At 72.2% G+C, this 22,174-nt stretch carries 23 protein-coding genes; 9 read left to right on the forward strand and 14 right to left on the reverse strand.

The window, feature by feature from the left end; all coding sequences use genetic code 11:
* Positions 1 to 67 precede the first annotated feature (67 nt).
* Complete coding sequence (locus ACTWPV_RS11400) at positions 68 to 1,849, reverse strand: ABC transporter ATP-binding protein (RefSeq protein ID WP_443151719.1); 1,782 nt, start codon at positions 1,847 to 1,849, stop codon at positions 68 to 70.
* Positions 1,846 to 3,633 carry an ABC transporter ATP-binding protein gene (locus ACTWPV_RS11405; RefSeq protein WP_443151976.1) on the reverse strand — a complete coding sequence of 596 codons (1,788 nt, stop codon included), beginning with the start codon at positions 3,631 to 3,633 and terminating at the stop codon, positions 1,846 to 1,848. The genes ACTWPV_RS11400 and ACTWPV_RS11405 overlap by 4 nt, the downstream gene beginning before the upstream one ends.
* A gap of 113 nt (positions 3,634 to 3,746) precedes the next feature.
* Between ACTWPV_RS11405 and ACTWPV_RS11410 the strand changes: the two genes are divergently transcribed.
* The 3 genes from ACTWPV_RS11410 (at position 3,747) to ACTWPV_RS11420 (ending at position 6,140) form a co-directional block, all read left to right on the forward strand.
* Complete coding sequence (locus tag ACTWPV_RS11410) at positions 3,747 to 4,376, forward strand: TIGR03085 family metal-binding protein (RefSeq protein WP_443151720.1); 630 nt, start codon at positions 3,747 to 3,749, stop codon at positions 4,374 to 4,376.
* Between the two features lie 176 nt (positions 4,377 to 4,552).
* Positions 4,553 to 4,717, forward strand: coding sequence for a hypothetical protein (locus ACTWPV_RS11415; protein ID WP_165959967.1), 165 nt, complete (start codon positions 4,553 to 4,555; stop codon positions 4,715 to 4,717).
* A 61-nt stretch (positions 4,718 to 4,778) separates the two neighbouring features.
* Positions 4,779 to 6,140, forward strand: coding sequence for a glutamine synthetase family protein (locus ACTWPV_RS11420; RefSeq protein ID WP_443151721.1), 1,362 nt, complete (start codon positions 4,779 to 4,781; stop codon positions 6,138 to 6,140).
* A 4-nt stretch (positions 6,141 to 6,144) separates the two neighbouring features.
* On the opposite strand, the gene hisF is transcribed toward ACTWPV_RS11420, so the two are convergent.
* The 9 genes from hisF to hisD are packed head-to-tail and all read right to left on the reverse strand — an operon-like array spanning position 6,145 to position 12,165.
* Positions 6,145 to 6,906, reverse strand: coding sequence for an imidazole glycerol phosphate synthase subunit HisF (gene hisF, locus ACTWPV_RS11425; RefSeq protein WP_132600939.1), 762 nt, complete (start codon positions 6,904 to 6,906; stop codon positions 6,145 to 6,147).
* The gene (locus ACTWPV_RS11430) at positions 6,903 to 7,313 is read right to left on the reverse strand and encodes a Rid family hydrolase (protein ID WP_347642787.1); all 411 of its coding nucleotides are present in this window, start codon (positions 7,311 to 7,313) and stop codon (positions 6,903 to 6,905) included. The genes hisF and ACTWPV_RS11430 overlap by 4 nt, the downstream gene beginning before the upstream one ends.
* A gap of 20 nt (positions 7,314 to 7,333) precedes the next feature.
* Positions 7,334 to 8,056 carry a bifunctional 1-(5-phosphoribosyl)-5-((5-phosphoribosylamino)methylideneamino)imidazole-4-carboxamide isomerase/phosphoribosylanthranilate isomerase PriA gene (gene priA, locus ACTWPV_RS11435; RefSeq protein WP_347621512.1) on the reverse strand — a complete coding sequence of 241 codons (723 nt, stop codon included), beginning with the start codon at positions 8,054 to 8,056 and terminating at the stop codon, positions 7,334 to 7,336.
* Complete coding sequence (locus ACTWPV_RS11440) at positions 8,056 to 8,385, reverse strand: hypothetical protein (RefSeq protein WP_443151722.1); 330 nt, start codon at positions 8,383 to 8,385, stop codon at positions 8,056 to 8,058. The genes priA and ACTWPV_RS11440 overlap by 1 nt, the downstream gene beginning before the upstream one ends.
* Positions 8,386 to 8,410: 25 nt before the next feature.
* Positions 8,411 to 9,043: an imidazole glycerol phosphate synthase subunit HisH gene (gene hisH / locus ACTWPV_RS11445; RefSeq protein WP_443151723.1), complete on the reverse strand. Its 633-nt coding sequence runs from the start codon at positions 9,041 to 9,043 to the stop codon at positions 8,411 to 8,413.
* Positions 9,040 to 9,195, reverse strand: coding sequence for a hypothetical protein (locus tag ACTWPV_RS11450; RefSeq protein ID WP_347621515.1), 156 nt, complete (start codon positions 9,193 to 9,195; stop codon positions 9,040 to 9,042). Before ACTWPV_RS11450 ends, hisH begins: the two co-directional genes overlap by 4 nt.
* A complete protein-coding gene (gene hisB, locus ACTWPV_RS11455) occupies positions 9,192 to 9,785 on the reverse strand; it encodes an imidazoleglycerol-phosphate dehydratase HisB (RefSeq protein WP_347621516.1) in 594 nt (197 codons plus the stop codon). The genes ACTWPV_RS11450 and hisB overlap by 4 nt, the downstream gene beginning before the upstream one ends.
* Positions 9,782 to 10,852: a histidinol-phosphate transaminase gene (locus ACTWPV_RS11460; RefSeq protein WP_443151724.1), complete on the reverse strand. Its 1,071-nt coding sequence runs from the start codon at positions 10,850 to 10,852 to the stop codon at positions 9,782 to 9,784. The genes hisB and ACTWPV_RS11460 overlap by 4 nt, the downstream gene beginning before the upstream one ends.
* A complete protein-coding gene (hisD, locus tag ACTWPV_RS11465; RefSeq protein WP_347621518.1) occupies positions 10,849 to 12,165 on the reverse strand; it encodes a histidinol dehydrogenase in 1,317 nt (438 codons plus the stop codon). The genes ACTWPV_RS11460 and hisD overlap by 4 nt, the downstream gene beginning before the upstream one ends.
* A 420-nt stretch (positions 12,166 to 12,585) precedes the next feature.
* On the opposite strand from hisD, the gene ACTWPV_RS11470 reads away from it, so the two are divergent.
* The 3 genes from ACTWPV_RS11470 (at position 12,586) to ACTWPV_RS11480 (ending at position 15,423) form a co-directional block, all read left to right on the forward strand.
* A complete protein-coding gene (locus tag ACTWPV_RS11470) occupies positions 12,586 to 12,780 on the forward strand; it encodes a hypothetical protein (protein ID WP_347621519.1) in 195 nt (64 codons plus the stop codon).
* 48 nt (positions 12,781 to 12,828) lie between these two features.
* Positions 12,829 to 13,833 carry a non-homologous end-joining DNA ligase gene (ligD, locus tag ACTWPV_RS11475; protein ID WP_443151725.1) on the forward strand — a complete coding sequence of 335 codons (1,005 nt, stop codon included), beginning with the start codon at positions 12,829 to 12,831 and terminating at the stop codon, positions 13,831 to 13,833.
* 90 nt (positions 13,834 to 13,923) lie between these two features.
* Positions 13,924 to 15,423 (forward strand): trypsin-like serine peptidase, encoded by a 1,500-nt coding sequence (locus ACTWPV_RS11480; protein WP_443151726.1) that lies wholly within the window; start codon positions 13,924 to 13,926, stop codon positions 15,421 to 15,423.
* Between the two features lie 64 nt (positions 15,424 to 15,487).
* On the opposite strand, the gene ACTWPV_RS11485 is transcribed toward ACTWPV_RS11480, so the two are convergent.
* Complete coding sequence (locus tag ACTWPV_RS11485) at positions 15,488 to 16,612, reverse strand: MFS transporter (protein WP_443151727.1); 1,125 nt, start codon at positions 16,610 to 16,612, stop codon at positions 15,488 to 15,490.
* A 53-nt stretch (positions 16,613 to 16,665) separates the two neighbouring features.
* Here ACTWPV_RS11485 and ACTWPV_RS11490 point away from each other — a divergent pair, with 53 nt between their 5' ends.
* Together ACTWPV_RS11490 and ybaK are read left to right on the forward strand one after the other, a co-directional pair.
* Complete coding sequence (locus ACTWPV_RS11490; protein ID WP_443151728.1) at positions 16,666 to 17,403, forward strand: AraC family transcriptional regulator; 738 nt, start codon at positions 16,666 to 16,668, stop codon at positions 17,401 to 17,403.
* A 20-nt stretch (positions 17,404 to 17,423) separates the two neighbouring features.
* Positions 17,424 to 17,918 carry a Cys-tRNA(Pro) deacylase gene (gene ybaK / locus ACTWPV_RS11495; protein WP_347642779.1) on the forward strand — a complete coding sequence of 165 codons (495 nt, stop codon included), beginning with the start codon at positions 17,424 to 17,426 and terminating at the stop codon, positions 17,916 to 17,918.
* A 2-nt stretch (positions 17,919 to 17,920) separates the two neighbouring features.
* On the opposite strand, the gene ACTWPV_RS11500 is transcribed toward ybaK, so the two are convergent.
* Both ACTWPV_RS11500 and murA read right to left on the reverse strand, forming a co-directional pair.
* The gene (locus ACTWPV_RS11500) at positions 17,921 to 20,173 is read right to left on the reverse strand and encodes a transglycosylase domain-containing protein (protein ID WP_443151729.1); all 2,253 of its coding nucleotides are present in this window, start codon (positions 20,171 to 20,173) and stop codon (positions 17,921 to 17,923) included.
* Positions 20,174 to 20,224: 51 nt separating this feature from the next.
* On the reverse strand, positions 20,225 to 21,535 hold the full coding sequence (gene murA, locus ACTWPV_RS11505) for a UDP-N-acetylglucosamine 1-carboxyvinyltransferase (RefSeq protein WP_443151730.1): 1,311 nt from the start codon (positions 21,533 to 21,535) through the stop codon (positions 20,225 to 20,227).
* Between the two features lie 192 nt (positions 21,536 to 21,727).
* Here murA and ACTWPV_RS11510 point away from each other — a divergent pair, with 192 nt between their 5' ends.
* Positions 21,728 to 22,114, forward strand: coding sequence for a hypothetical protein (locus tag ACTWPV_RS11510; protein ID WP_443151731.1), 387 nt, complete (start codon positions 21,728 to 21,730; stop codon positions 22,112 to 22,114).
* Positions 22,115 to 22,174: the final 60 nt, after the last annotated feature.

Raw genomic sequence — 22,174 nt, forward strand, 5'->3', positions numbered from 1 at the left:
GGCACGGTGGACGGCACGGTGGACGGCACGGCGGGAGCCCGGAAGGGCGAGCCGGCGCGGCGGCGGGTCACGAGTGGGCGGCCGAGATCCACGAGGCGTGCAGGTCGGCGTACACGCCCGGCCGGCCCGCCAGCTCCGTGTGGTGGCCGCGCTGCACCAGCCGGCCGCCGTCGAAGACCAGCACCTCGTCGGCGTTCTCGGCCGTGGACAGGCGGTGCGCGATCGAGATGGCGGTGCGGCCGCGGGTGACGCCCTCCAGCGCCCGCGCCAGCCGTACCTCGGTGGCCGGGTCGACCGCCGAGGTGGCCTCGTCGAGCAGGAGCAGGTCGGGGTCGGCGAGGTAGGCGCGGGCCAGGGCGACGAGCTGGCGCTCGCCCGCCGACAGTGACTCGCCGCGCTGGCCGACGGCCGTGTCCAGGCCCGCGGGCAGGCCTTCGAGCCAGTCGGTCAGGCCCAGCTCGGTCATCGCGAGACGGATCTCGTCGGTGGTGGCGGACGGCTTGCCGTAGCGGATGTTCGCCTCCAGCGTCCCGTCGAACAGGAAGCCGTCCTGGGGGACCATGACGATGCGCTCGCGCAGCGAGGAGAAGCGGATGTGACGCAGGTCGTGGCCGTCCACGGTGACGCGGCCCGCGCCCGGGTCCATGAGACGCGTCAGGAGCTTGGCGAACGTGGTCTTGCCCGACCCCGTCTCCCCCACGACCGCGACACGCGAGCGCGGCGGGATCTCGAGGGTGACCTCGCGCAGCACGGGCACGCCGCCCGGGTAGGAGAAGTGCACGTCCTCGAAGGCGACCGAGATGGGGCCGCGGGGCAGTTCCACGCCCTGGTCGCCGGGGTCGGCCACGTCCGGCGGGGTGTCGATGACGCCGAGGACGCGCCGCCAGCCCGCGACGGCGTTCTGGGCCTCGTTCAGCACCTCGGTGGCGGTCTGGAGCGGCGAGACGAACAGGGTGATCAGGAACAGGAACGCCACCAGCTCGCCCTGTGTGATCTCGCCCGACATCCCGAGCCGCACGCCCAGCAGCACGATGCCGGCGATGGCGACGGCCGCTACGATCTCGGTGAGCGGGAAGACGAAGCCGACGATGGTCTGCGCCCTGGTCTGGGCGCGCCTGTTGGCGTCGACCGCCTGGTCGATGCGCTCGGCCGTACGGCGCTCCGAGGCGTAGGCCCTGATGACGGCGGCGCCGACGACGGACTCGCTGACCGCGGCCAGCATGTCGCCGGTGCGCTCGCGCACGGTCGTGTACGCCCGTGACAGCAGCCTCTGGAAGCGCGGCAGGGCGATCATCAGGGGGATGAAGCACAACCAGACGAGCAGGGTGAGCTGCCAGGAGTAGACGAACATCAGCACCGTGGCCACGAACAGCTGGCCGAACGCCACGATGATCATCAGCCCGCCCCACTGCATGAACGTGCTGATCTGGTCGATGTCGTTGGTGACGCGCGAGACCAGGGAGCCGCGGCGCTCGGTGTTCTGGGTGAGCACGGACAGGTCGTGCACGTGCCGGAACCCGCGCACGCGCAGCGTGGCGAGGGACGATTCCGTCGCCTTGTAGAGGCGGACGTTCATGACGTAGCCGGCGGCGGCCGTGAGCAGCACCGCGCCCGCGCAGACCAGGATGGCCCGGGTGATGTACGCGGTGTCCGGAGTGCCGGTCTTGAGTCCCGTGTCGATGGTCTGCTGGACGGCGACCGGCACGATGATCTTGCCGATGGTCGCGACGACCGCCAGCAGCAGCGTGACCACCAGCCCTTTGCGGAACTCCGGCGTGAGCGAGAGCCCATGCCGGATGGTGGCCAGCGCCGAACGTTCGGAGTTGCCTCGGATGACCTCGGCCGTCATGCGCTGACTTCCTCTTCTTCTCCGGCCGGCACGTCGATGGCGGCGCGCTCGGCCTCCTCACGCTCGTAGGCGGTCACCAAGTTGCGGTAGCCGGCGCAGCGGCTGATCAGCTCGTCGTGCGGGCCGCGGTCGACGACCCGGCCGTGGTCGAGGTAGACGACCTCGTCGGCGAGGGCGATGGTCGCCATCCGGTAGGCGACGACCACGACGGTGGACGCCTCGGCGGCGTCCCGCAGCCCGTACAGGATCTTGGCCTCGACCTGGGGGTCCACGCTGGAGGTGGCGTCGTCGAGGATGAGCAGGCGCGGCCGGCGCACGACCGCGCGGGCCAGCGCGAGGCGCTGGCGCTGGCCGCCGGACAGCGAGGTGCCGCGCTCACCGACGCGCGTGTCGAGCCCGTCGGCCAGCCGGTCGACGAACCCGTCGGCCTGCGCCAGCCGCAGGGCCGCCCGCACGTCCTCGTCGCCGGTGTTGAGGCCGAGCGTGATGTTGCCGCGCACGGTGTCGTCGAACAGGAACGTCTGCTGCGGCACCAGGGCGACCGATGCGGCGATGCCGCCGTGGGCCAGCTCCCGGACGTCCACGCCGTCGAGCAGGACCTGCCCCTTGCCGGGGTCGACGAGCCGGACGAGCAGCTGCACGAGCGTGGACTTGCCCGACCCCGTGGGGCCGACCAGCGCGACGGTACGGCCGGCGGGCACGTCGAAGGTCACCTCGTGCAGCACCTCGGCCTCGCCGTAGGAGTAGGAGACGTCGCGGACCTCGAGCGCGGCGGGCGCGGTCGAGGTCGCGGCGGCCTGCCCGTACTCCATGGAGCCGCTCGCGTCCAGCACGGCCTGGACCCGCTGCCAGCCGACGACGCTGCGCGGCAGCTCGGCCAGCACCCAGCCGAGCGCCCTGATCGGGAAGGCCAGCAGCGTGAACAGGTAGGCGACCTGCACCAGGTCGCCGGAGTCGATCAAGCCGCCGGTCAGCCGGGCCGAGCCGACGCCCAGCACCGCGAGCACGCCGATCGTGGGCAGGGCCTCCAGCATCGGGTCGAACAGCCCGCGCACGCGCCCGACCGCGATGTTGGCGTCGCGCAGCTCGTGGGCGCGCCGCTGGAACCGCTCGGTCTCCAGGTCCTCCCTGCCGAGGGTCTTGATGACGAGCGCGCCGTCGAAGCTCTCGTGCGCGATCTCGCTGACCTCGGCGCGCAGTTGCTGGGCGCGGGTGGCGAGCGGGCTGAGCTTGCGCTGATAGACAAGGTTGAGTACGGCGATCGCCGGAAATATCAGGAAGCCGACCAGCGCCAGCACGAGATCCGTGAACACCATCGCGACCGCCGCCGTGACCAGCATGACGATCACGCCCACGGCCATCGGCAGCGGTGCCAGCGGCGCCCAGGCGGCCTCGGCGTCGGCGCTGGCGTTCGACAGCAGCTGCCCCGTCGGGTGCCGGTGGTGCCACGACAGCGGCAGCCGCAGGTACTGCTTGGTCACGTCCCTGCGCGACCTGGCCTGCATGCGGTACTGCAGGATGCCGGCCAGGATCCGCCGGCCCGCCACGCCCAGCGCCTTGAGCAGCGCCGTGCCCAGGATCAGGAACGTTCCCGTCCACAACGCGCCCGCGACGGCGCGGCCCTCGCCGAAGGCCGGCAGCACGACGTTCTGGGTGGCCCACCCGAGGGCCCATGCGGAGGCGACGGTCATGCCTCCGTAGACGGCGCTGGCCAGCACCGCCAGCGTGAACACCGCCTTCTCCGTGCGAATGGCCACCCCAAGGACTCGCAGTCCTTGGCGCATCACGGCCGAGGTGACCTTGCTCGCCACTCGGTGGGTCCTCTCATCGCGGCATTTCTACGTATGTCACTATCACCCCTGATCATCTCGTTATTCCCGCGGGTAGGGTTGCCCGTGTGACTCACGCTCGTGGCGAACGCACCGCGCTCTGCGACCTGCTCGACCGGATCGGCCCCGACGCCCCGACGTTGTGCGCGGGCTGGAGCACCTACGACCTGGCCGCGCACCTCGTGCTGCGCGAGCGCAGGCCCGACGCGATGGGCGGCATCGCGCTCAGGCCGCTCGCCGGCTACACCGCCTCGGTCCAGAACGCGCTCAAGGCCAGGCATCCCTATCCCGAGCTGGTCGCCAAGGTGCGCGAGCCCGGCGGCGTGTTCCGGCTCGTGAAGGCCCTCGACCAGGCCGTCAACACCATCGAGCTCTTCGTGCACCACGAGGACGTCCGCCGCGCGCAGCCGTCGTGGGAGCCGCGCGAGCTGCCCGCGGAGCTGGAGGAGGTCTTCTGGAAGCGGCTGTCGTCCGGCGCCAGGCTGATGTTGCGCAGGGCCCCGGTGGGCGTGGTGCTGCACCGGCTGGGTGGCGGAGTGCTGCTGGCCGGCCCGCGCGGAGGCCCCAAGGTCGAGGTCACCGGCAGGGCCGGCGAGTTGCTGATGTTCTGCTTCGGACGGCAGGCGCACGCGACGGTGGAGCTCACCGGCACGCCCGAGAACGCCGAACGGCTGCGCGAGGCGCCCCTCGGCATGTAGCCGCGCGCCGATGGCGCAATTCCCGGCACCACAGGCGCTCGCAGCCCGTCTCTAGCCCTTACCATGGCAGAGGAAAGAAGCCCCCCGGTTAGGATCATGAACATCTTCATAGAAGATGCCAGTGATCGCCCAGATCCGGGTATATACGGCTGGGAATGGACTGCAGGAGGCCCCCCATGCAGGTCAAGAAGGTGATCACCTACGTCGCTGTCGCGTTCGTGGTCTTCTACCTGTTCACCCGGCCGGCCGAAGCCGCCGCCGCGGTCAACGGTGTGTTCGACGGAATTCTTCAGGGAGCCAATCAGTTGGCCACGTTCTTCTCAAGTGTTCTGACCCCCTGACCAACGGTTCTGTCTGCGTCAGGTGCTTCCAAGCGCTGCCGGATCGTGTTACGCAGGCAGGATGAGAGATCGCCCGAGCGGCACCACGATCCATCAGCTCGGCGCCACCGCGCGGCGCGTCCTCGAGCGAGCAGAGCTCGAGGGCATCGAGCTGATCCGTTTCCTGTACGCCGACCACGGAGGCGTGATCCGTGGCAAAGCGGCGTCCCGGTCACGGCTGGCCGAACGGCTCAACACCGGCATCGGGCACACCGTCGCCATGATGGCGATGAACATGCTCGACCAGCTCCAGGACGTCGAGCACATGGGTCCGGTGGGCGAGGTGCGCATCGTTCCCGACCCCGCGACCTACGTCACGTTGCCGCACGCGCCGGGTGCGGCGACGATGCTGTCCGACCTGCGCCTGCCCGACGGCTCCCCATGGGGCGCGTGCCCCCGGACCTTCCTCAAAGACGCCATCGCCGAGCTGGCCGCCGAGGGTTACACGCTGGTCGCCGCGTTCGAGCCCGAGTTCACGCTCGGCCGCCGCCTGCCCGACCCGTACGGCGGCCCCGACCGGCTGGTGCCCATCGACGACTCGCCCTGCTACGCGGGCACCGGCTTCGACACGGCCCACGACTACACGATCACGCTCATCCGCGCCCTGGAGACGCAGGGCCTGCGCGTCGAGCACTGCCATCCCGAGCTGGGCCCCGGCCAGCAGGAGCTGTCGGTCCACCACGCGCCCGCGCTGCGGGCCGCCGACAACCACGTCCTCTACCGCGAGACCGTGCGCGGCGTCGCCATGCGCATGCAGCTGTGGGCCTCGCTGGCGCCCAAACCGCTGGCCGACCAGGCCGGCAACGGCGCCCACCTGCACCTTTCGCTGTGGCGCGACGGCCGCAACGCCTTCGCCGGCGACGGCGAGACGCGCGACGGCTTCATCGGCGGCCTGCTCGCCCACCTGCCCGCGCTCACCGCGCTGACCTGCGGCAGCGTCAACAGCTTCCGCCGCCTCGCGCCCCGCATGTGGTCGAGCGCGTACGCCGTCTACGGCCCCGACAACCGGGAGGCCGCGGTCCGCGTCTGCTCGCCCCTCGGGGAGACCGGGGAGCCCAACCTGGAGCTGAAGCCGTCCGACTCCTCCGCCAACCCCTACCTGTCGCTGGGCGCCGTCATCCACGCGGGTCTCGACGGCATACGGCGCAAGCTCGATCCGGGCGAGGCCGTGGACGTCGACCCCGACACGCGGCCCGGCCGGTATCCGCGGCTGCCGTCGTCACTGGACGAGGCGCTCGACGCGCTGGAGGGCGACGAGATGCTCATGGAGGCGCTCGGGCCGCTGCGGCGCGACGCGTACCTCGCCGTCAAGCGGTCGGAGGCGGCCGCGTTCGCCGCCGAGGACGCCTCCTACGAGCTGTTCCACCACCTCCGGGCGTTCTGACGCGCTAGCGGACCGGGTGGCCCGCCATCCGGAGCGTCTCCTTGACCTCGGAGATCTTCAACGTGCCGAAGTGGAACACGCTGGCCGCCAGCACCGCGTCGGCGCCCGCCGCCACCGCCGGAGGAAAGTCCTCCAGGCGTCCGGCGCCGCCGCTGGCGATCACCGGCACGCGCACGACGGCCCGGACCGCGCGCAACATCTCCAGGTCGTAGCCGTCGAGCGTGCCGTCGCCGTCCATCGAGTTGAGCAGGATCTCACCCACGCCTAGCTCCTCGCCGCGCGCGGCCCACTCCACCGCGTCGATGCCGGTGCCGCGGCGGCCGCCGTGCGTCGTCACCTCGAAGCCGCTCGGGGTGCCGGGCGCGCGGCGGGCGTCCACGGACAGCACGACGCACTGGGCGCCGAACCGCCGGGACGCCTCGGTGAGCAGCTCGGGCCGGGCGATGGCCGCGGTGTTGAGCGACACCTTGTCGGCGCCGGCGCGCAGCAGCCGGTTGACGTCGTCGACCGCGCGCACGCCGCCGCCCACGGTGAGCGGGATGAACACCTGCTCGGCGGTCCTGCGCACCACGTCCAGCATGGTCTCGCGCTCGCCGGACGACGCGGTGATGTCGAGGAAGGTCAGCTCGTCGGCGCCCTCCTCGTCGTAGCGCCTGGCCAGCTCGACCGGGTCGCCCGCGTCGCGCAGGTTCTCGAAGTTGACGCCCTTGACGACGCGTCCGGCGTCCACGTCGAGACAGGGAATGACTCTTACCGCCACGGTCATGCTCGCAGTGCCTCGATTTCGATCTCGACCAGCATCCTCGGGTCGACCAGTCCGGCCACCCGCACCCCGGTGCAGGCGGGGCGCACCTCGCGGAAGACGTCGTGGATGGCCCGACCCACGGGGTCGAAGTGGCGCTGCTCCACGACGTAATAGCGGACCATGACGACGTCCTCGCGGGTCAGGCCGCCGGTCGCGACCGCCGCCAGGGCGATGTCGATCGCGGTCAGGGCCTGCTCGTAGGCGTCGCCGATGTGGCGCACCTCTCCTTCGACGGTGGCCGTGCAACCGGACACGATCACCCGGTCACCCGCGATGACAGCGCGGGCGTAGCCGTACCTCTCCTCCCAGACGCCACCCGAGAACACCCTCCGCCCGGTGTTTTCCATGCCGATGCTGCTGACGCTCATCCCGCCCCCTCCCGGCGAAGCTACACGCGTACCGCGGCAAGCGCTTCTTCCAGCGTGAACGCGTGAGCGTACAGGGCCCTGCCCACGATGGCACCCTCCACTCCGTCGGGAACGAGAGAGGAGAGCGCGATCAGGTCGTCGAGGCTCGACACGCCGCCGCTGGCCACGACCGGCCGGTCGGTGCGGGCGCAGATCCGGCGGTAGAGCTCGAGGTTGGGGCCCTGCAGCATGCCGTCCTTGGTCACGTCGGTGACGACGTAGCGAGGGCAGCCGTCGGCCTCGAGCCGGTCGAGCGCCTCCCACAGGTCGCCGGCGTCCTTGGTCCACCCGCGGGCGGCCAGCGTGGTGCCGCGCACGTCGAGGCCCACCGCGATCCGGTCGCCGTGCTCGGCGATGATCTTCCGGCACCAGCCGGGGTTCTCCAGCGCGGCGGTCCCGATGTTGACCCGGCGGCAGCCGGTGGCCAGCGCGGCGGCCAGTGAGTCGTCGTCGCGGATGCCGCCGGACAGCTCGACGTTCACGTCCAGCTTGCCGATCACCTCGGCGATCAGCTCGCGGTTGCCGCCCCGGCCGAACGCGGCGTCGAGGTCGACCATGTGGATCCACTCGGCGCCGGCGTCCTGCCAGGCGAGCGCGGCGGCCAGCGGCTCGCCGTGGCGGGTCTCGGTGCCGGCCTCGCCCTGCGTCAGGCGTACGGCCTGGCCACCGGCCACGTCGACGGCGGGCAACAACTGCAACGACATCAGATCCTCCGGTCGAAGGCGAGGGTCACGACAACGGGTGTGAGCAGCAGGGACAGGACGAGGACGCCGAAGCTGAGCGGCGGCGAGCCCCAGACCAGCCAGACGATCAGCTGCACGAGCAGGAGCCCGAGCGCCACCACGGCGTTCTGGGCGCGGCGGCGGCGGGCGAGCAGGCCGCCCTGGCGGGCGATGCGCGCCGGGCGCGGGAACACCCGGCCCAGGAGCGCGCGGCGGCGGGCCCGGCGTGCCTGCCGCAGCTCGTTGGCCCGGATGGCGCGGGCCCGCTCCGCCTCGCGCTCGGCCCGCCGCCGAGCGCGTTCCTTGCTCACCGGACCTCCCGGCCCGCTCGCCCGCTCACAGCGTGCCGAGCCAGTTGCGGAGCAGAGCGGCGCCGGCGTCGCCGGACTTCTCGGGGTGGAACTGGGTGGCCATGAGCGGGCCGTTCTCCACGGCGGCCACGAACGGCACGCCGTGCTCGGCCCACGTGACGAGCGGATCGGAGAAACCGTCGCCCGCCTGCAGCTCCCACTCGCGCACGCCGTAGGAGTGGACGAAGTAGAAGCGGGTGGCGGGGTCGAGCCCGGCGAACAGCACGCTGCCGGCCGGCGCCTTGACGGTGTTCCAGCCCATGTGGGGCAGCACCGGAGCGTCGAGCCGGCCCACCGTGCCCGGCCACTCGCCGCAGCCCTCGGTCTCCACGCCGTGCTCGACCCCCCGGGCGAACAGGATCTGCATGCCGACGCAGATGCCCAGCACCGGGCGCCCTCCGGACAGGCGGCGGCCGATGAGCTGTTCGCCGCGCACGCCCTTGAGACCCGACATGCACGCCTCGAACGCGCCGACGCCCGGCACCACCAGCCCGTCGCAGGAGAGCGCGGCGTCGAAGTCGGACGTCACGGTCACGTCGGCGCCGGCCCTGGCCAGCGCGCGCTCGGCCGAGCGCAGGTTGCCCGACCCGTAGTCGAGCACCACCACGTTCTTGCTCACCACCACAGCACCCCCGCCGTGATCGCCATCGCCGCGCCGAACGCGCACACCGCCGCACCGAGCTTAAGCCCCTGCTTGGCGAGGGAGAACACCCCGCCGATGAGGAAAAGCCCGAGGAAGACCAGCACGCCGGCGATGAGGTTCTCGGTCATAGGACGCCCTTGGTGCTGGGCACCCCCGTGGCGCGGGGGTCGGGCTCGGACGCCTCGCGCAGGGCCCTGGCCAGGGCCTTGAACTGGGACTCCACGATGTGGTGGGCGTTGCGGCCGTAGGGGACGTGGACGTGCAGGCAGATGGCGGCCTGCGCGACGAACGACTCCAGGATGTGGCGGGTCATCGTCGTGTCGTATTCGGGGCCGATCATCGGCGCCATGCCCTCGGGCTCGGAGTGCACGAGGTAGGGGCGGCCGGACAGGTCGACGGTGACCTGGGCCAGCGACTCGTCCAGCGGGCACGACGCGCTGCCGAACCGCCTGATGCCCGACTTGTCGCCCAACGCCTCGCGGAACGCCGCGCCCAGGGCGAGCGCGGTGTCCTCGATCGTGTGGTGCGAGTCGATGTGCAGGTCGCCCTCGGTCTTGACCGTCAGGTCGAACAGGCCGTGCTTGCCCAGCTGGGCCAGCATGTGGTCGTAGAAGCCGACCCCGGTCGACACCTCGACCCGGCCGGTGCCGTCGAGGCCGACCTCCACCAGGACCGAGGTCTCCTTCGTAACACGCTCGACGCGGCCGACGCGACTCACAGCACTCCTTCCAGGGCGGCGCGGAACGCCGCCATCTCCTCGCCGGTGCCGATCGACACCCGCAGCCATTCTGGCGGGCCCACCTCGCGGATGAGCACCCCGCGCTCCAGCAGCCCCTCCCACACCGCGCGCCGGTCGGGGAAGCGCCCGAACAGCACGAAGTTCGCGTCGGAGTCGGCCACCCACAGGCCCTTGGACCGCAGCCACGCCACCGTGTCGTCGCGTTCGCGCCGCAGCGCGTCGACCGTGCCCAGCAGTTCGGCGCGGTGCCGCAGCGCCACGCGCGCCGCCGTCTGGGTGAGCGTGGACAGGTGGTACGGCAGGCGCACCAGCAGCAGCGCCTGCACCACGGCCGGGTGCGCGGCGAGATAGCCGAGCCGGGTGCCGGCCATGGCGAACGCCTTGGACATCGTCCTGGTGACGATCAGCCGCGGGTGGGCCGGCAGCAGGGTGAGCGCCGACGGGGTGCCCTCGCGGGCGAACTCCGCGTAGGCCTCGTCGACCACGACCACGCCGTGCGCGGCGGCGAGGACCGCCTCGATCGTGGCCAGCGGCTGGGCCGTGCCGGTCGGGTTGTTGGGCGAGGCCAGGAACACGATGTCGGGCCGGTGCTCCTCGATCGCCGCCACGGCCTTGCCGGGGTCGATCGAGAAGTCGGACTCGCGGCTGGCCTGGATCCACTCGGTGCTGGTGCCGCTGGTGATGATCGGGTGCATCGAGTAGGAGGGCTCGAACCCGATGGCGGTGCGGCCGTGGCCGCCGAACGCCTGCAGGATCTGCTGGAGCACCTCGTTGGAGCCGTTGGCGGCCCACACCTGCTCGGCCGTCAGGCCGTGGCCGAGGTAGGCGGCCAGGTCGGCGCGCAGGGCGGTGGCGTCCCTGTCGGGGTAGCGGTTGAGCTCGCCCGCCTGGGCCCGCACCGCCTCGGCCAGGTCGTCGACCAGCCGGGGAGAGGGCGGGTAGGGGTTCTCGTTGGTGTTGAGCCGGACCGGGACGTCGATCTGGGGCGCGCCGTACGGCGTCTTGCCCCTCAGGTCGTCGCGGATGGGCAGGTCGTCGAGGTTCACTCGGTCTCCGTGGGCACTCGCCAGTCGAAACGGGCGCGGATCGCGGCACCGTGCGCGGGCAGGTCTTCGGCGTCGGCCAGCACCGACACATGGGCCGCCGCTCCCGCGAGCGCCTCGCGGGAGTAGTCGACGACGTGAACGCCGCGCAGGAAGGACTGCACCGACAGGCCGCTGGAGTGGCAGGCGCAGCCGCCCGTGGGCAGCACGTGGTTGGACCCGGCGAGGTAGTCGCCGAGCGAGACGGGCGCGTAGGGGCCGACGAAGATCGCGCCGGCGTTCCTGACGCGGGCGGCGACGGCCGCGGCGTCCGCGGTGTGGATCTCCAGGTGCTCGGCGGCGTAGGCGTCGACGACCTTGAGGCCGTCGTCGAGAGAGCTCACCAGCACGATGCCCGACTGCCTGCCGCTCAGCGCCTCGGTGATGCGCTCGGAGTGCCTGGTCGCGGAGACCTGCCCCGGCAGCTCCTTCTCGACCGCGTCGGCCAGCTCGGCGCTGGTGGTGACCAGCACGGCGGCCGCGATCACGTCGTGCTCGGCCTGGCTGATCAGGTCGGCGGCGACGTGGACGGGGTCGGCCGTCTCGTCGGCGAGGATGGCGATCTCGGTGGGGCCGGCCTCGGAGTCGATGCCGATGCGGCCCTTGAGCAGCCGCTTGGCCGCCGCCACATAGATGTTGCCCGGGCCGGTGACCATCGTGGCCGCCGGGCACTCCTCGGTGCCGTAGGCGAACATGGCCACCGCCTGCGCCCCGCCGGCCGCGTGGACCTCGTCGACGCCAAGCAGCGCGCACGCGGCCAGGATCGTGGGGTGCGGGAGCCCGCCGTGCTCCTTCTGGGCCGGGCTGGTCACGGCCAGCGAGCCGACGCCGGCCTCCTGGGCGGGCACGACGTTCATCACCACACTGGACGGATAGACCGCCCGGCCGCCGGGGACGTAGAGGCCCACGCGCTCGACGGGCAGCCACCGCTCGGTCACCGTGCCCCCGGGCACGACCTGGGTGGTGACGTCGGCGCGCCGCTGGTCGCGGTGGACGAGCCTGGCCCGCCTGATCGACTCTTCCAGCGCCGCCCTGACCCTGGGGTCGAGCTCGCGGAGCGCCCTGTCGAGGGCCTCGGCGGGGACGCGGGTGGCGGCGATCTCGACTCCGTCGAACCTGGCGGTCAGCTCCCGTACGGCTGCCGCCCCACGATGGCGCACGTCCTCGCAGATGGGCCGCACCTTCTCCAGGGCGGCCTCGACGTCGAGCTCGGCGCGGGGCAGCACGTCGCGCAGGTCCGCGGGAAGCGAACCGCGCATGTCGATACGGGAAATCACCATCACAGTTTACGGAGTCCGGGCGGCGAGTCCCCATCGGTCCACCATGCGGACCTCCTCGGGTGGACTTTCCGGGCGCAACGTGTGACGGCCGCGGGGCGGCGCTCGCCGAAGCCGCGCCCGCGGCCGCCGTCACCCCGGACCGGGCCTGCCGGGGCGGGGGCCATGGCCGTCACGGGGGCACGGCCATGGCCGGGGAAAGCCAGAGCTCTCCCTAGCTGCCCCAGTCGGGCCATCATTAACGCGCCATGCCCGGAAATCTCATGACAGGGGAAACTTAACGTTACGGACCTTTACGCCGTCCGCGTGTCACGGACCCCGCACGGAACGGCAGGGCCACCCGCCACCTTCCCACCACGAACGGGGCGAGATGTTTCATATCGCTTGTCCTGTATGTCCGGTTCATTTACTCTCTCCGGCATGGGACAGTGGCACGGCCCCGGCGGCATCCTGGTCGAGGCGATCATCCTCGATGATCGCCCGCTGTTGCGCGTCTCCCACCAGGTCAACGGCAGAAGCTACCTGCGCGGCTACTGCGCCACCGTCGCCGAGCTCGGCGAGCACGGCGTCGACCTGGCCGACCTGGTGGAGAACGCGCCTCTTGACCATCTGTAGACCCCCGTCGGCCACTGCCGGCCCGCCGGAGGGGGTACGGCCTGCACCATGGTCCGGCTGCCTGCCTACAGGCCCATGCTGGCCCAGCTCGGCACCCTGAACGCCGTCCAGGGCGCGGGCTGGGCCGTGGAGATGAAGTGGGACGGCGTACGCGCGCTCGCCTACATCGAGGACGGCCACGTACGCCTGATGTCGCGCAACGCCAAGGACATCACCCCCGCCTACCCCGAACTGCAGCTCATGGGAAGCGCCACCGGCCGGCGCGCGGCCGTCGTCGACGGCGAGATCGTCGCGTTCGACGAGGCGGGACGGCCCAGCTTCGAGGCGCTGCAACCCCGGATGCACCAGCGCAATCCGCGGATCGTGGCCGAGCTGGCCAGGACGGCGCCGGTGACGTTCATGGCGTTCGACATCCTGCACCTCGGCGACGACACCGTCATCGCGCGCCCGTACACCGAACGCAGGGACCTGCTGGAGAGCACGCTCACGCCCGGCTACCGGTGGCAGGTGCCCGTCTGGTTCGCCGGCGAGGCCGGGCAGGCGGTCGACTCCTCCCTCCGGCTCGGGCTCGAAGGGGTCGTGTGCAAGCGGATGAGGTCGCCGTACCGGCCGGGCCGGCGCAGCGCCGAATGGACGAAGGTCAAGAACGTCAGCACCGCCGAGGTCGTGATCTGCGGGTGGAAGCCGGGCGGCGGGCGGCGTTCCGGCACGATCGGCTCGCTGCTGCTCGGCGCGTACGACCCGCGCGGGCGGCTGCGGTTCGTGGGGCACGTCGGCACCGGGTTCACCGAGGCCATGCTCCGCGACCTGCGCGATCGCCTGACGCCGCTGGAGCGGCGTGATCCGCCGTTCGACGAGCCGCTGCCGCGCGAGGACGCCCGGGACGCGCGCTGGGTGGATCCACGGGTGGTCGGCGAGGTGCAGTACGCCGAGGTCACCGGCGACGGCAGGCTGCGCCACCCGTCCTGGCGCGGCCTGCGCCCCGACCGCGAGCCGTCCGAGGCCCGTACGGCCGGAATGGCCCCGCCGGGGACGGACGCGGCCGCGGGCTGACAGGGTGACAGGCAAACCCGCAAACTACACTTTGTTTACAAATGGTGACTTAGAGTGATCTGAGGTATCGACGTGTCCGGGAGGGGCGCTGTGCCGAAGACACTGGTCATCGTGGTGGCCACGCTGGTGTGGCTGTCCCTCACGCCGGCCCCGCCCGCCGTCCGCACGGTCACCCCCATCCGCCCGCCCGCCCAGGCGCAGGCCCGTTCCGGCGCCGTGTCGTCACCGCCGATGCGCCCGGAACACGCCGTGCGCTACTGGACCGCCGAACGGCAGGCCGCCGCCGACGCCGCCGCCGGACCGCCGGACGGCTCCGCAGGAAGGCGCGGCGCACCACCGGCGGCGACGGCGAACCTCGCGGGGGCGCGGCGGCACAGCGTGCCCGCGTCCAAGCGCCTCACCCCGGGCAGCGACGCCAACGGGTACGCCCGCGTACCGCGCCCGTACACGCGCGCGGCCACCAGCCGGATCACCGGCAGGCTCTTCTTCGTCAACTCCGGCGGGCACGGCGACTCCTGCAGCGCCTCCGTCGTCCGCTCGGCCGCGCAGCAACTCGTGGTCACCGCCGCCCACTGCGTCTACAGCGTTCCCGCGGGCGCCACGACCGGCCGCTGGCACCGGCGCTTCGCGTTCGTCCCCGCCTACGACGGGCGGGCGGCCACGGTGAAGAAGCGCGAGCCGTACGGGCGGTGGGGCGGCCGGCGGGCGTGGAAACCCGACGGCTACACCGGCCTGACCGGCGGCGACTGGAACTCCGTCCACGACATCGCCCTCATCGAGGTCGGCACCCGCAAGCGCACCCTCCAGAAGGCCGTCGGCGCCTTCACCCCGATGCGCAGCCAGGGCGGCAGGCACACCATCGCCACCATGGGCTACCCCGGCGTGCTCGGCAGGCGGCCGTACGACGGCCGGGACCAGCTCTGGTGCCTCGGCCGCACCCGCCAGGCCACCGGCATGGTCCTGGGCGCCACCCTGCCCGCTTCCCTGCCGGCCGCTCTGCCCGCGGCCACGACCTCGCGGCCGGGCCGGCTGGAGACGCACAACTGCCACCTGCACAAGGGCCACAGCGGCGGGCCGTGGCTCGTCCAGGGCACCAGAGACCTGGTCGGGGTGCTGTCGGCGGGCAAGGAGGACGGCTACGCGGCAGGGAACGCCGTCGCCAACGCGCTCAACGCCGAAGGCTACGGCGCCATCGTGCGCCAGGCCGACCCGCGTGGAGTGTACGACGCACTGTCGGTCAAGCTCAGCGGGCCCGACCGGCCGGTCAGGCGCGGCTCCGACGTCACCGTCACGGCCACCGTCGAACTGCGCGGCCTGATGGCCGCCGCCCGGGTCCCCGTCACGCTCACCCTGCCGGCCGGTGCGACCCTCACGGCGACCCGCGGGGCCACCTGCGTACGCGAGCCCGCCAAGGCCTCCTGCACGATCGCCGAGATCCACCCGCGCCGGCCGGTGCGCATCACGGCCACGATCGCCGTCGCCCGGGACGCCCGCGCACCCCTGCGCGTCGTCGGGCACGTCACGTCGACCGCCCTCGACCCCTCGCAGAAGGACAACACCGGCACCGTACGGCTCAAGACCCGCCGCTGAGGCGAACGCGCCGGGCGGCACGCCGCCCGGCGGGCTCAGGTGGGGGGCGAGTGACGGGTAGGGGTCAGGTGGCCGGGTCGAGGGCGGGTTCCTTGAGCGTGCGCGCCAGCAGCCAGGCCAGCACGGGGAACACGATCAGGCACGCCAGCGCCACCCGCAGCGTCGCCGCCTCCGCCACCGCGCCCACCAGCGGGCTGGCCAGGCCGCCCACGCTCACCGCCAGCCCCAGGGTCACGCCGCTGGCCGTGCCGACCCTGCTCGGCAGGAAATCCTGACCCAGCGTCACGTGCAGCGAGAACGGGGCGTACAGGGCGATCGACGAGGCGGCGACGAAGGCGTACGCGACCGGCCCTGGAACCAGCACCACGCCGGCGACGGCGGGGACCGCCAGCAGGTAGGCCAGGGCCATCGTGCGCACCCGTCCCCAGCGGGCCGCCAGCCGGCCGCCGAGCACCGTGCCCACCGCCCCGCCGGCGAACAACACGAACAACGCCACCGCCCCGGCCGCCCCTCCCCCCATGTGGAGGGCCACGAAGGCGCTCAGCCCGACGTACACGACCGAGCGGAACACGATCACCAGCGTCAGCCGGGCGAACGACGGCCAGTCGTCCCGGCGGGAGACCGGCACGGCCGTGCGCGCCACGGGACCGGTCCCTGACAGCGCCCGGATCGCCGGGAGCGTCACCACCGCCCCCAGCACCGCCGGCGCCGCGAGGAACGGTGACGCGCCGAGCCCCCACACCGCCAGCAGCGGCGTCACCAGCACGGGAGCGCAGGCGAAGCCCAGCGTCCCGCCCAGCGAGAACCAGCTCATCCGGACGTGGCTGCCCTCGCTGGCGACCCTGGCCAGCCGTGCCGACTCCGGGTGGTAGGCCGCCACGCCCAGCCCGGACAGCGCCACCGCCAGCCAGGTCAGCACGTAGGAGTCCGTCACGCCGCCGAACGCCACCCCGGCGCCCGCGACCACCATGCTCACCGGGATCAGCCAGGGCATGCGCCACCGGTCGGTCAGGACGCCGAAGAGCGGCTGCACGATCGACGACGACAACGTCGCGGCCAGCACGATGCCGGAGACGGCGACATAGCCGTACCCGCGCTCGGCCACCAGGAAGGGCACGAGGGCGGGCACCGCGCCCTGGTAGAAGTCGACGGCCGCGTGGCCGGCGGCGAGCGAGGGGATCCTGTTCACGCTCCGATCCTGCACATGGCGTGACTGGCGCGCTTCCGATAAATTGCCAATCAATGTCGGAGATCCGCCACACGCCCGAGGCGCCCACCGGCCGGCGGCCCCTGGCCCCGGGCGCGGGCATCGACGCGCACCGGCACGACACCCACCAGATCGTGTACGCCTGCCGCGGCGTGCTCTCCGTCACCACCGGCTCGGGCATCTGGGTGGCGCCCGCCAGCCGCGCCATCTGGATCCCGGCCGGCACCGTCCACGAGCACCGCGCCCGCGGCGACACGGACCTGCGCCTGGTGGGGCTCTCCGACAACCCGCTCGGCCTCGACCGCCCCGCGGTGCTCGCGGTCGGCCCCCTGCTCCGCGAGCTGATCATCGCCTGCACCGGCGACGACGGCCCGGTCGGCGGCGAGCGGGAACGGCTGCGCGCCGTGCTGCTCGACCAGCTCAGGCGCGCCCCCGAGCAGCCGCTGCACCTGCCCGCCGCCCGCGACCCCCGGCTGGCCGCCGTCTGCGCGGCCCTGCACCGCGACCCCGCCGACGGCAGCCCCCTGGCCCGGCTCGCCGTCCAGGCCGGCACCAGCGAGCGCACGCTGGCCCGGCTGTGCCGACGCGAGCTCGGCATGAGCTTCCCCCAGTGGCGCACCCAGCTCCGGTTGCACCACGCGCTTCTGCTGCTGGCCGACGGCGTCTCCGTGACCGCCGTGGCCCACCGGTGCGGATGGGCTTCGGCGAGTGCCTTCATCGACGTGTTCCGGCGGGCGTTCGGGTACACCCCCGGCCGCGCCTTTACATTGTAGATTCGCTACAATCGGGTGTCGTGAGTAGTTCGAAAGGCAAGGGCGGCACCCCGGCCACCGTGGCGCTGACCAAGGCCAAGGCCGCGTTCACGCTCCATCCCTACGCGCACGACGCCTCCGCGCAGGCCTACGGAGAGGAGGCCGCCGACGCGCTCGGCGTGCCGTACGAACGCATCTTCAAGACCCTGGTGGCGGAGGTCGAGAGCGGGCTCGCCGTGGCGGTCGTGCCGGTGTCGGGCAAGCTCGATCTCAAGGCGCTGGCCAGCGCCCTCGACAGCAAGCGGGCGGCGATGGCCGACGCCGCCAAGGTGGAGCGGGTGACCGGCTACGTCGTGGGCGGCATCAGCCCGCTGGGCCAGCGCAAGCAGCTCCCGACGGTGGTCGACTCCTCGGCTCTCGACTTCGAGACGATCTTCTTCTCGGCGGGCAGGCGCGGCCTGCAGATCGAGACCGCGCCCGACAACCTCGTCACGCTCACCCGTGCCGTCACCGCCCCGATCGGCAGGACCGGCTGAGACTAGTTCCGCCGCCGGGGCCGGTCCCGGTGGCGGCCGTCGTGCCGGTCCCGGCCCGGCAGCGTGATCTCCACCCGCCGCGGCCTGCGCCCGAGCAGCCACTCGAAGAGATGGCGGGGCCCGCGGGCGTGGCGGTCGCCGCGCCGGCCCTCACGACGCTCCTCCTCGGCCAGCGCCTCCTCCAGACCTGGCGTGTGGCCGCCGCCGAAGCGGGACATGTCCGGCCCCGGGAATCCGCGCGGCTGGACCTCGCGCAGCGCGGGCCGCATCGACTCCACCCAGATCGGCCCCGGCAGCGATGCCCCCTGCACCGAGCCGTAATAGCGGTCACCGATCTTCACCCCCGTCAGCGGGAACCGGTACGACCCCCGGATGTCCCCGACGCTGACCGCCGCGGCCAGCGCCGGCGTGTACCCGGCGAACCACGCCGAGGTGTATCCGTTGTTGGTGCCCGTCTTGCCCGCCGCCGGACGGCCGATGCCCTGGCCCTTCATCGTGCCCTCGGTGAACACGCCCTCCAGCACGTAGTTGACGGCGTCGGCGACCGGCCGTTCGATGACCTGCTCGCATGAGGGCGGCACGTGGGTGCGCCGGCCGTCCCTGCCGACGATCTCCACGATCGCCAGCGGCCGGCAGTAGCGGCCCCTCGCGGCGAATGTCGCGAACGACGCCGCCACCGTCACAGGGTCCATCTCGTTCACGCCCAGGGTGAACGTCGGCACCTCCTTCAGCGGCTCCCCGTCGGCCCTGACGACGCCGAGCGACCTGGCCGTCTTCACCACGTTGCAGAGGCCGACCTTGCGCTCCAGCATCATGAAGAAGATGTTCACCGACTTCCAGGTGCCCGTCTCGATGCTGTGCGGGCCGCCCTCCCCCTCGCCGCTGGCGTTGAGGATGCGCGTGTTCGGGTCGTTCACGGGCCGGCCGGCGCAGTCGCGGTAACCCTGCCCGGGCACCAGGGCCCCCGGCGTCTTGAAGCCGTCGCCGAACCGCCACCCCTGCTTGAGCGCCGTGGCCAGCGTGTAGGCCTTGAACGTGGAACCGGCCTGGAACCCCTGGCCGCCGCCGTGCGCCGTGTCGGCGGGCAGGTTGAAGGTGGTCTTGGGGCCGTTCTTGCGGTTGCCGGGGTTGCGGCCGAACCCCTTGCTGGCGGCCATCGCCCTGATCCGCCCCGTACGCGGCTCCACCATCGCCTCGGCGGCAACCTCGGTGTCCTCCGGCGACACGTACCGGCGGATGGCCTGCTCGGCGGCGTGCTGCGCGATCGGGTCGAGACTCGTCCTGATCACCAGCCCTCCCCTGGCCATGCGCCTGCGCCGCTCGGTGGCGGTGTTGCCGAAGACGGGGTTCGACAGCAGCTCGCGCTGCACGTACAGGCAGAAGAACGGATACGCGCTCTGCGCGCAGCCGCCGGGCTCCGGGCGGAGCCGCAGACCCAGCGGCGCGTTCTTGGCGTCGGTCGCCTGCCGCTGCGTGATCAGCTTCAGCCCGGCCATCCGGTCGAGCACGAGGTCGCGCCGCGCCTTCAACCGCGCCCGATGCTCCCCTCCGAGCGAAGGATCGGTCGAGTACGGCATCCGCACCGCGCCCGCCAGCGTGGCCGCCTCGGTCAGGGTCAGCCTGGATGCCGAGGTGGAGAAGAAACGCCTGGCCGCCGCCTCCACGCCGTGCGCGCCGGCGCCGAAGTAGGCGATGTTCAGGTAGCGCTCGAGGATCTCGTCCTTGCGGTACTTCTCCTCCAGCGCCAGCGCCAGCCGCAGCTCGGTGATCTTGCGCGCCAGGTTGGGGGCGCGCGCCTTGTCGCGTTCGGCCTCCGTCCGCGCGCCCTCGACCAGGATGTTCTTGACCAGCTGCTGCGTCAGCGACGAGCCGCCCTGCCGGATGCCGCCGGCCTGCGTGTTGGTGAGCAGCGCCCGGAACGTGCCTCTGACGTCGAGCCCGCCGTGCTCGTAGAAGCGGGCGTCCTCGATGGCCACGATCGCCTGGCGCATCACCGGGGCGACCGCGCCGAGCCGGACGTTCGTCCTGTTGGCCTCATAGAACTGGGCGAACTGGCGGCCGTCCTTGTCCAGCAGCCTGGTCACCTGCGCGAGCGGCTCCTCACGCGGAGCGGGCGGCAGGTCGAGGAACGTGTTCGCGACGTTCTTGGCGGCCATGCCACTCCCGCTGACGGCGGGCACGGCCAGTGCCGCCGTCAGCACTCCACCGAGCGCTCCCGCCAGTCCGAGCGCACCGACGGATCTGAGTACGGTCACTTAGACGATCTGCAACGACCGGATCGACGGCAAACGCCTGCCCGTGATCCTTTACCGTTTCCTGCGGATGTCCAGACCCAGGGACGCGAACTGCTCGAACGGCCGGTGATAGCCCCGCTCGATGTGGTGCACGCCGCGCAGCGTGGAGGGACCGTCGGCCACCGCGGCCGCCAGCACCGCCGAGAAGCCCGCCCTGATGTCGGGCAGCGTCACATCCGCGCCCTTGAGCTGGGACACGCCGCGCACGACGGCCGAGTGGCGGGCGTTGGTGTCGTGGTAGCGGCAGGCGGGCCCGCCCAGGCACTGGTCGAACACCTCGATCTCGCAGCCCATCCGCTGCAGCGCGGGCACGTACACCAGGCGGTTCTCGAAGACCGTCTCGTGCAGCACCGACATGCCCTGGCTCTGCGTGAACAGCACCATCAGCGGCGTCTGCCAGTCGGTCATGAAGCCGGGATGGGTGTCGGTCTGCACGGCGGCCGCGCGCAGGCCCTCGGGCGGCGCGGTTGCGCACAGGTACTCGTCGTTGATGTCGAACTGCGCGCCCATCCTGGCCAGCGTGGTGATCGCGGTGACCAGGCGGTCCTGCGGGCAGCCGTGCACCCGCACCTCACCCTGCGTGATCAGGCCCGCCGCCAGGTACGAGAACGCCTCGATGCGGTCGCCGTTCAGCCACGTGGACGCGCCGCGCAGCCGTTCGACGCCCTCGATGACGATCCTGCGGTCGGGCGAGAGCTCGATCCTCGCCCCCATCCGCTGCAGGAACAGCGCCAGCTCCACCACCTCGGGCTCCATCGCGGCGTTCTTCAGCACCGTCTTGCCCTCGGCCAGCACCGCGGACATCAGCACCGTCTCCGTGGCGCCCACGCTCGGGTAGGGCAGCTCGATCCGGGTGCCGTTGAGCCGCTTGGCCTTGGCGAAGATGCCGGCGTCGCCCACCTCCACCTCGGCGCCCATCGCGCGCAGGGCCTCCACGTGGAAGTTCACCGGCCGCCGCCCGATCGGATCGCCGCCGACCAGCGGCACGAACGCCTCCCCCGCCAGGTGCAGCAGCGGGCCCAGCATGAGGATGGGGATGCGGTTCAGGCCGGTGAACGCGTCGGGCACCCGCGGCTCGATCTCCGGGCCCTGCGCGATCCTGATCTCCGTGCGAGAGATCTCCACGTTGATGCCGAGCGCCCGCAGCATGGCCGCCGTGATCTCGACCTCGCCCACGTCGGGCGCGTTGTGGATGCTGCTCTCGCCGCTGCCCAGCATGGCGGCGACCATGTGCTTGGACACGCCGTTCTTGGAACCGCGCACCTCGACGTCTCCCCGGAGCGGACCCGAGGGTTCTATCAGCCAGACCTCTTCTGCAATCACGAAGTGAGCCTAACCGGGGGATACCATCGAGCTGATTCGGACGCACATGTGAAGGGGAGTGGCGTGACGAGGGAAGTACGCGCTTTTGCGGTAACTGTCCTCACACTCGCTGCTCTCGGGGTGGCCGCGGGGCTGCTCTGGTCAGGCGTTTCCCCGCGGGCCCCGTACACCGTCACGGCAGGTGGCGAATCCGTGCTGGCCGATCCGTCCACGCAGGCCCTGATCGCGGCGGACGGCTGGTTCGCGGTCATCACGGGCGGGCTGGGGCTGCTCTGCGGCGGGGTGGCATGGTTCGCGGCCCGCAGATTCATGCTGCCGGTGCTGCTCGGGCTCGGCGCGGGTGGGGTGCTGGGAGCGCTGCTGACGTTGTGGACAGGGTCGACGTTCACCATCGGAGCCGTCATGGTCGAGGCCGCCGTGTTGCCCGATGCCAAAGTCGTCCCTGGGGCGCTGGAGCTGACCGCCCCTGGAGTGCTCGTGTCCTGGCCACTGCTCGCGGTGGGGCTGTTCGGGCTGCTGGAGGGCATGCACGGATACCAGGAGTCGCCGCTGCGGCACCCGTACGGCGACCTGCCCTGAGACCGGCGGGCACCGGTCACCCCCGCAACGGCGGCCAGGCCGTCGCGGGAACCCGTCACC

Source organism: Nonomuraea sp. KM88, from assembly GCF_052245635.1.
Classification (GTDB): domain Bacteria; phylum Actinomycetota; class Actinomycetes; order Streptosporangiales; family Streptosporangiaceae; genus Nonomuraea.

Bases quoted from the DNA above. Each gene is read 5' to 3' on its own strand.
- ACTWPV_RS11400 (WP_443151719.1), bottom strand. From the start codon at position 1,849: ATGACGGCCGAGGTCATCCGAGGCAACTCCGAACGTTCGGCGCTGGCC.
- ACTWPV_RS11405 (WP_443151976.1), bottom strand. From the start codon at position 3,633: ATGCGCCAAGGACTGCGAGTCCTTGGGGTGGCCATTCGCACGGAGAAG.
- ACTWPV_RS11415 (WP_165959967.1), top strand. From the start codon at position 4,553: ATGCAGGTCAAGAAGGTGATCACCTACGTCGCTGTCGCGTTCGTGGTC.
- ACTWPV_RS11420 (WP_443151721.1), top strand. From the start codon at position 4,779: ATGAGAGATCGCCCGAGCGGCACCACGATCCATCAGCTCGGCGCCACC.
- hisF (WP_132600939.1), bottom strand. From the start codon at position 6,906: ATGACCGTGGCGGTAAGAGTCATTCCCTGTCTCGACGTGGACGCCGGA.
- ACTWPV_RS11430 (WP_347642787.1), bottom strand. From the start codon at position 7,313: ATGAGCGTCAGCAGCATCGGCATGGAAAACACCGGGCGGAGGGTGTTC.
- priA (WP_347621512.1), bottom strand. From the start codon at position 8,056: ATGTCGTTGCAGTTGTTGCCCGCCGTCGACGTGGCCGGTGGCCAGGCC.
- ACTWPV_RS11450 (WP_347621515.1), bottom strand. From the start codon at position 9,195: ATGACCGAGAACCTCATCGCCGGCGTGCTGGTCTTCCTCGGGCTTTTC.
- ACTWPV_RS11470 (WP_347621519.1), top strand. From the start codon at position 12,586: ATGGGACAGTGGCACGGCCCCGGCGGCATCCTGGTCGAGGCGATCATC.
- ligD (WP_443151725.1), top strand. From the start codon at position 12,829: ATGGTCCGGCTGCCTGCCTACAGGCCCATGCTGGCCCAGCTCGGCACC.
- ACTWPV_RS11490 (WP_443151728.1), top strand. From the start codon at position 16,666: ATGTCGGAGATCCGCCACACGCCCGAGGCGCCCACCGGCCGGCGGCCC.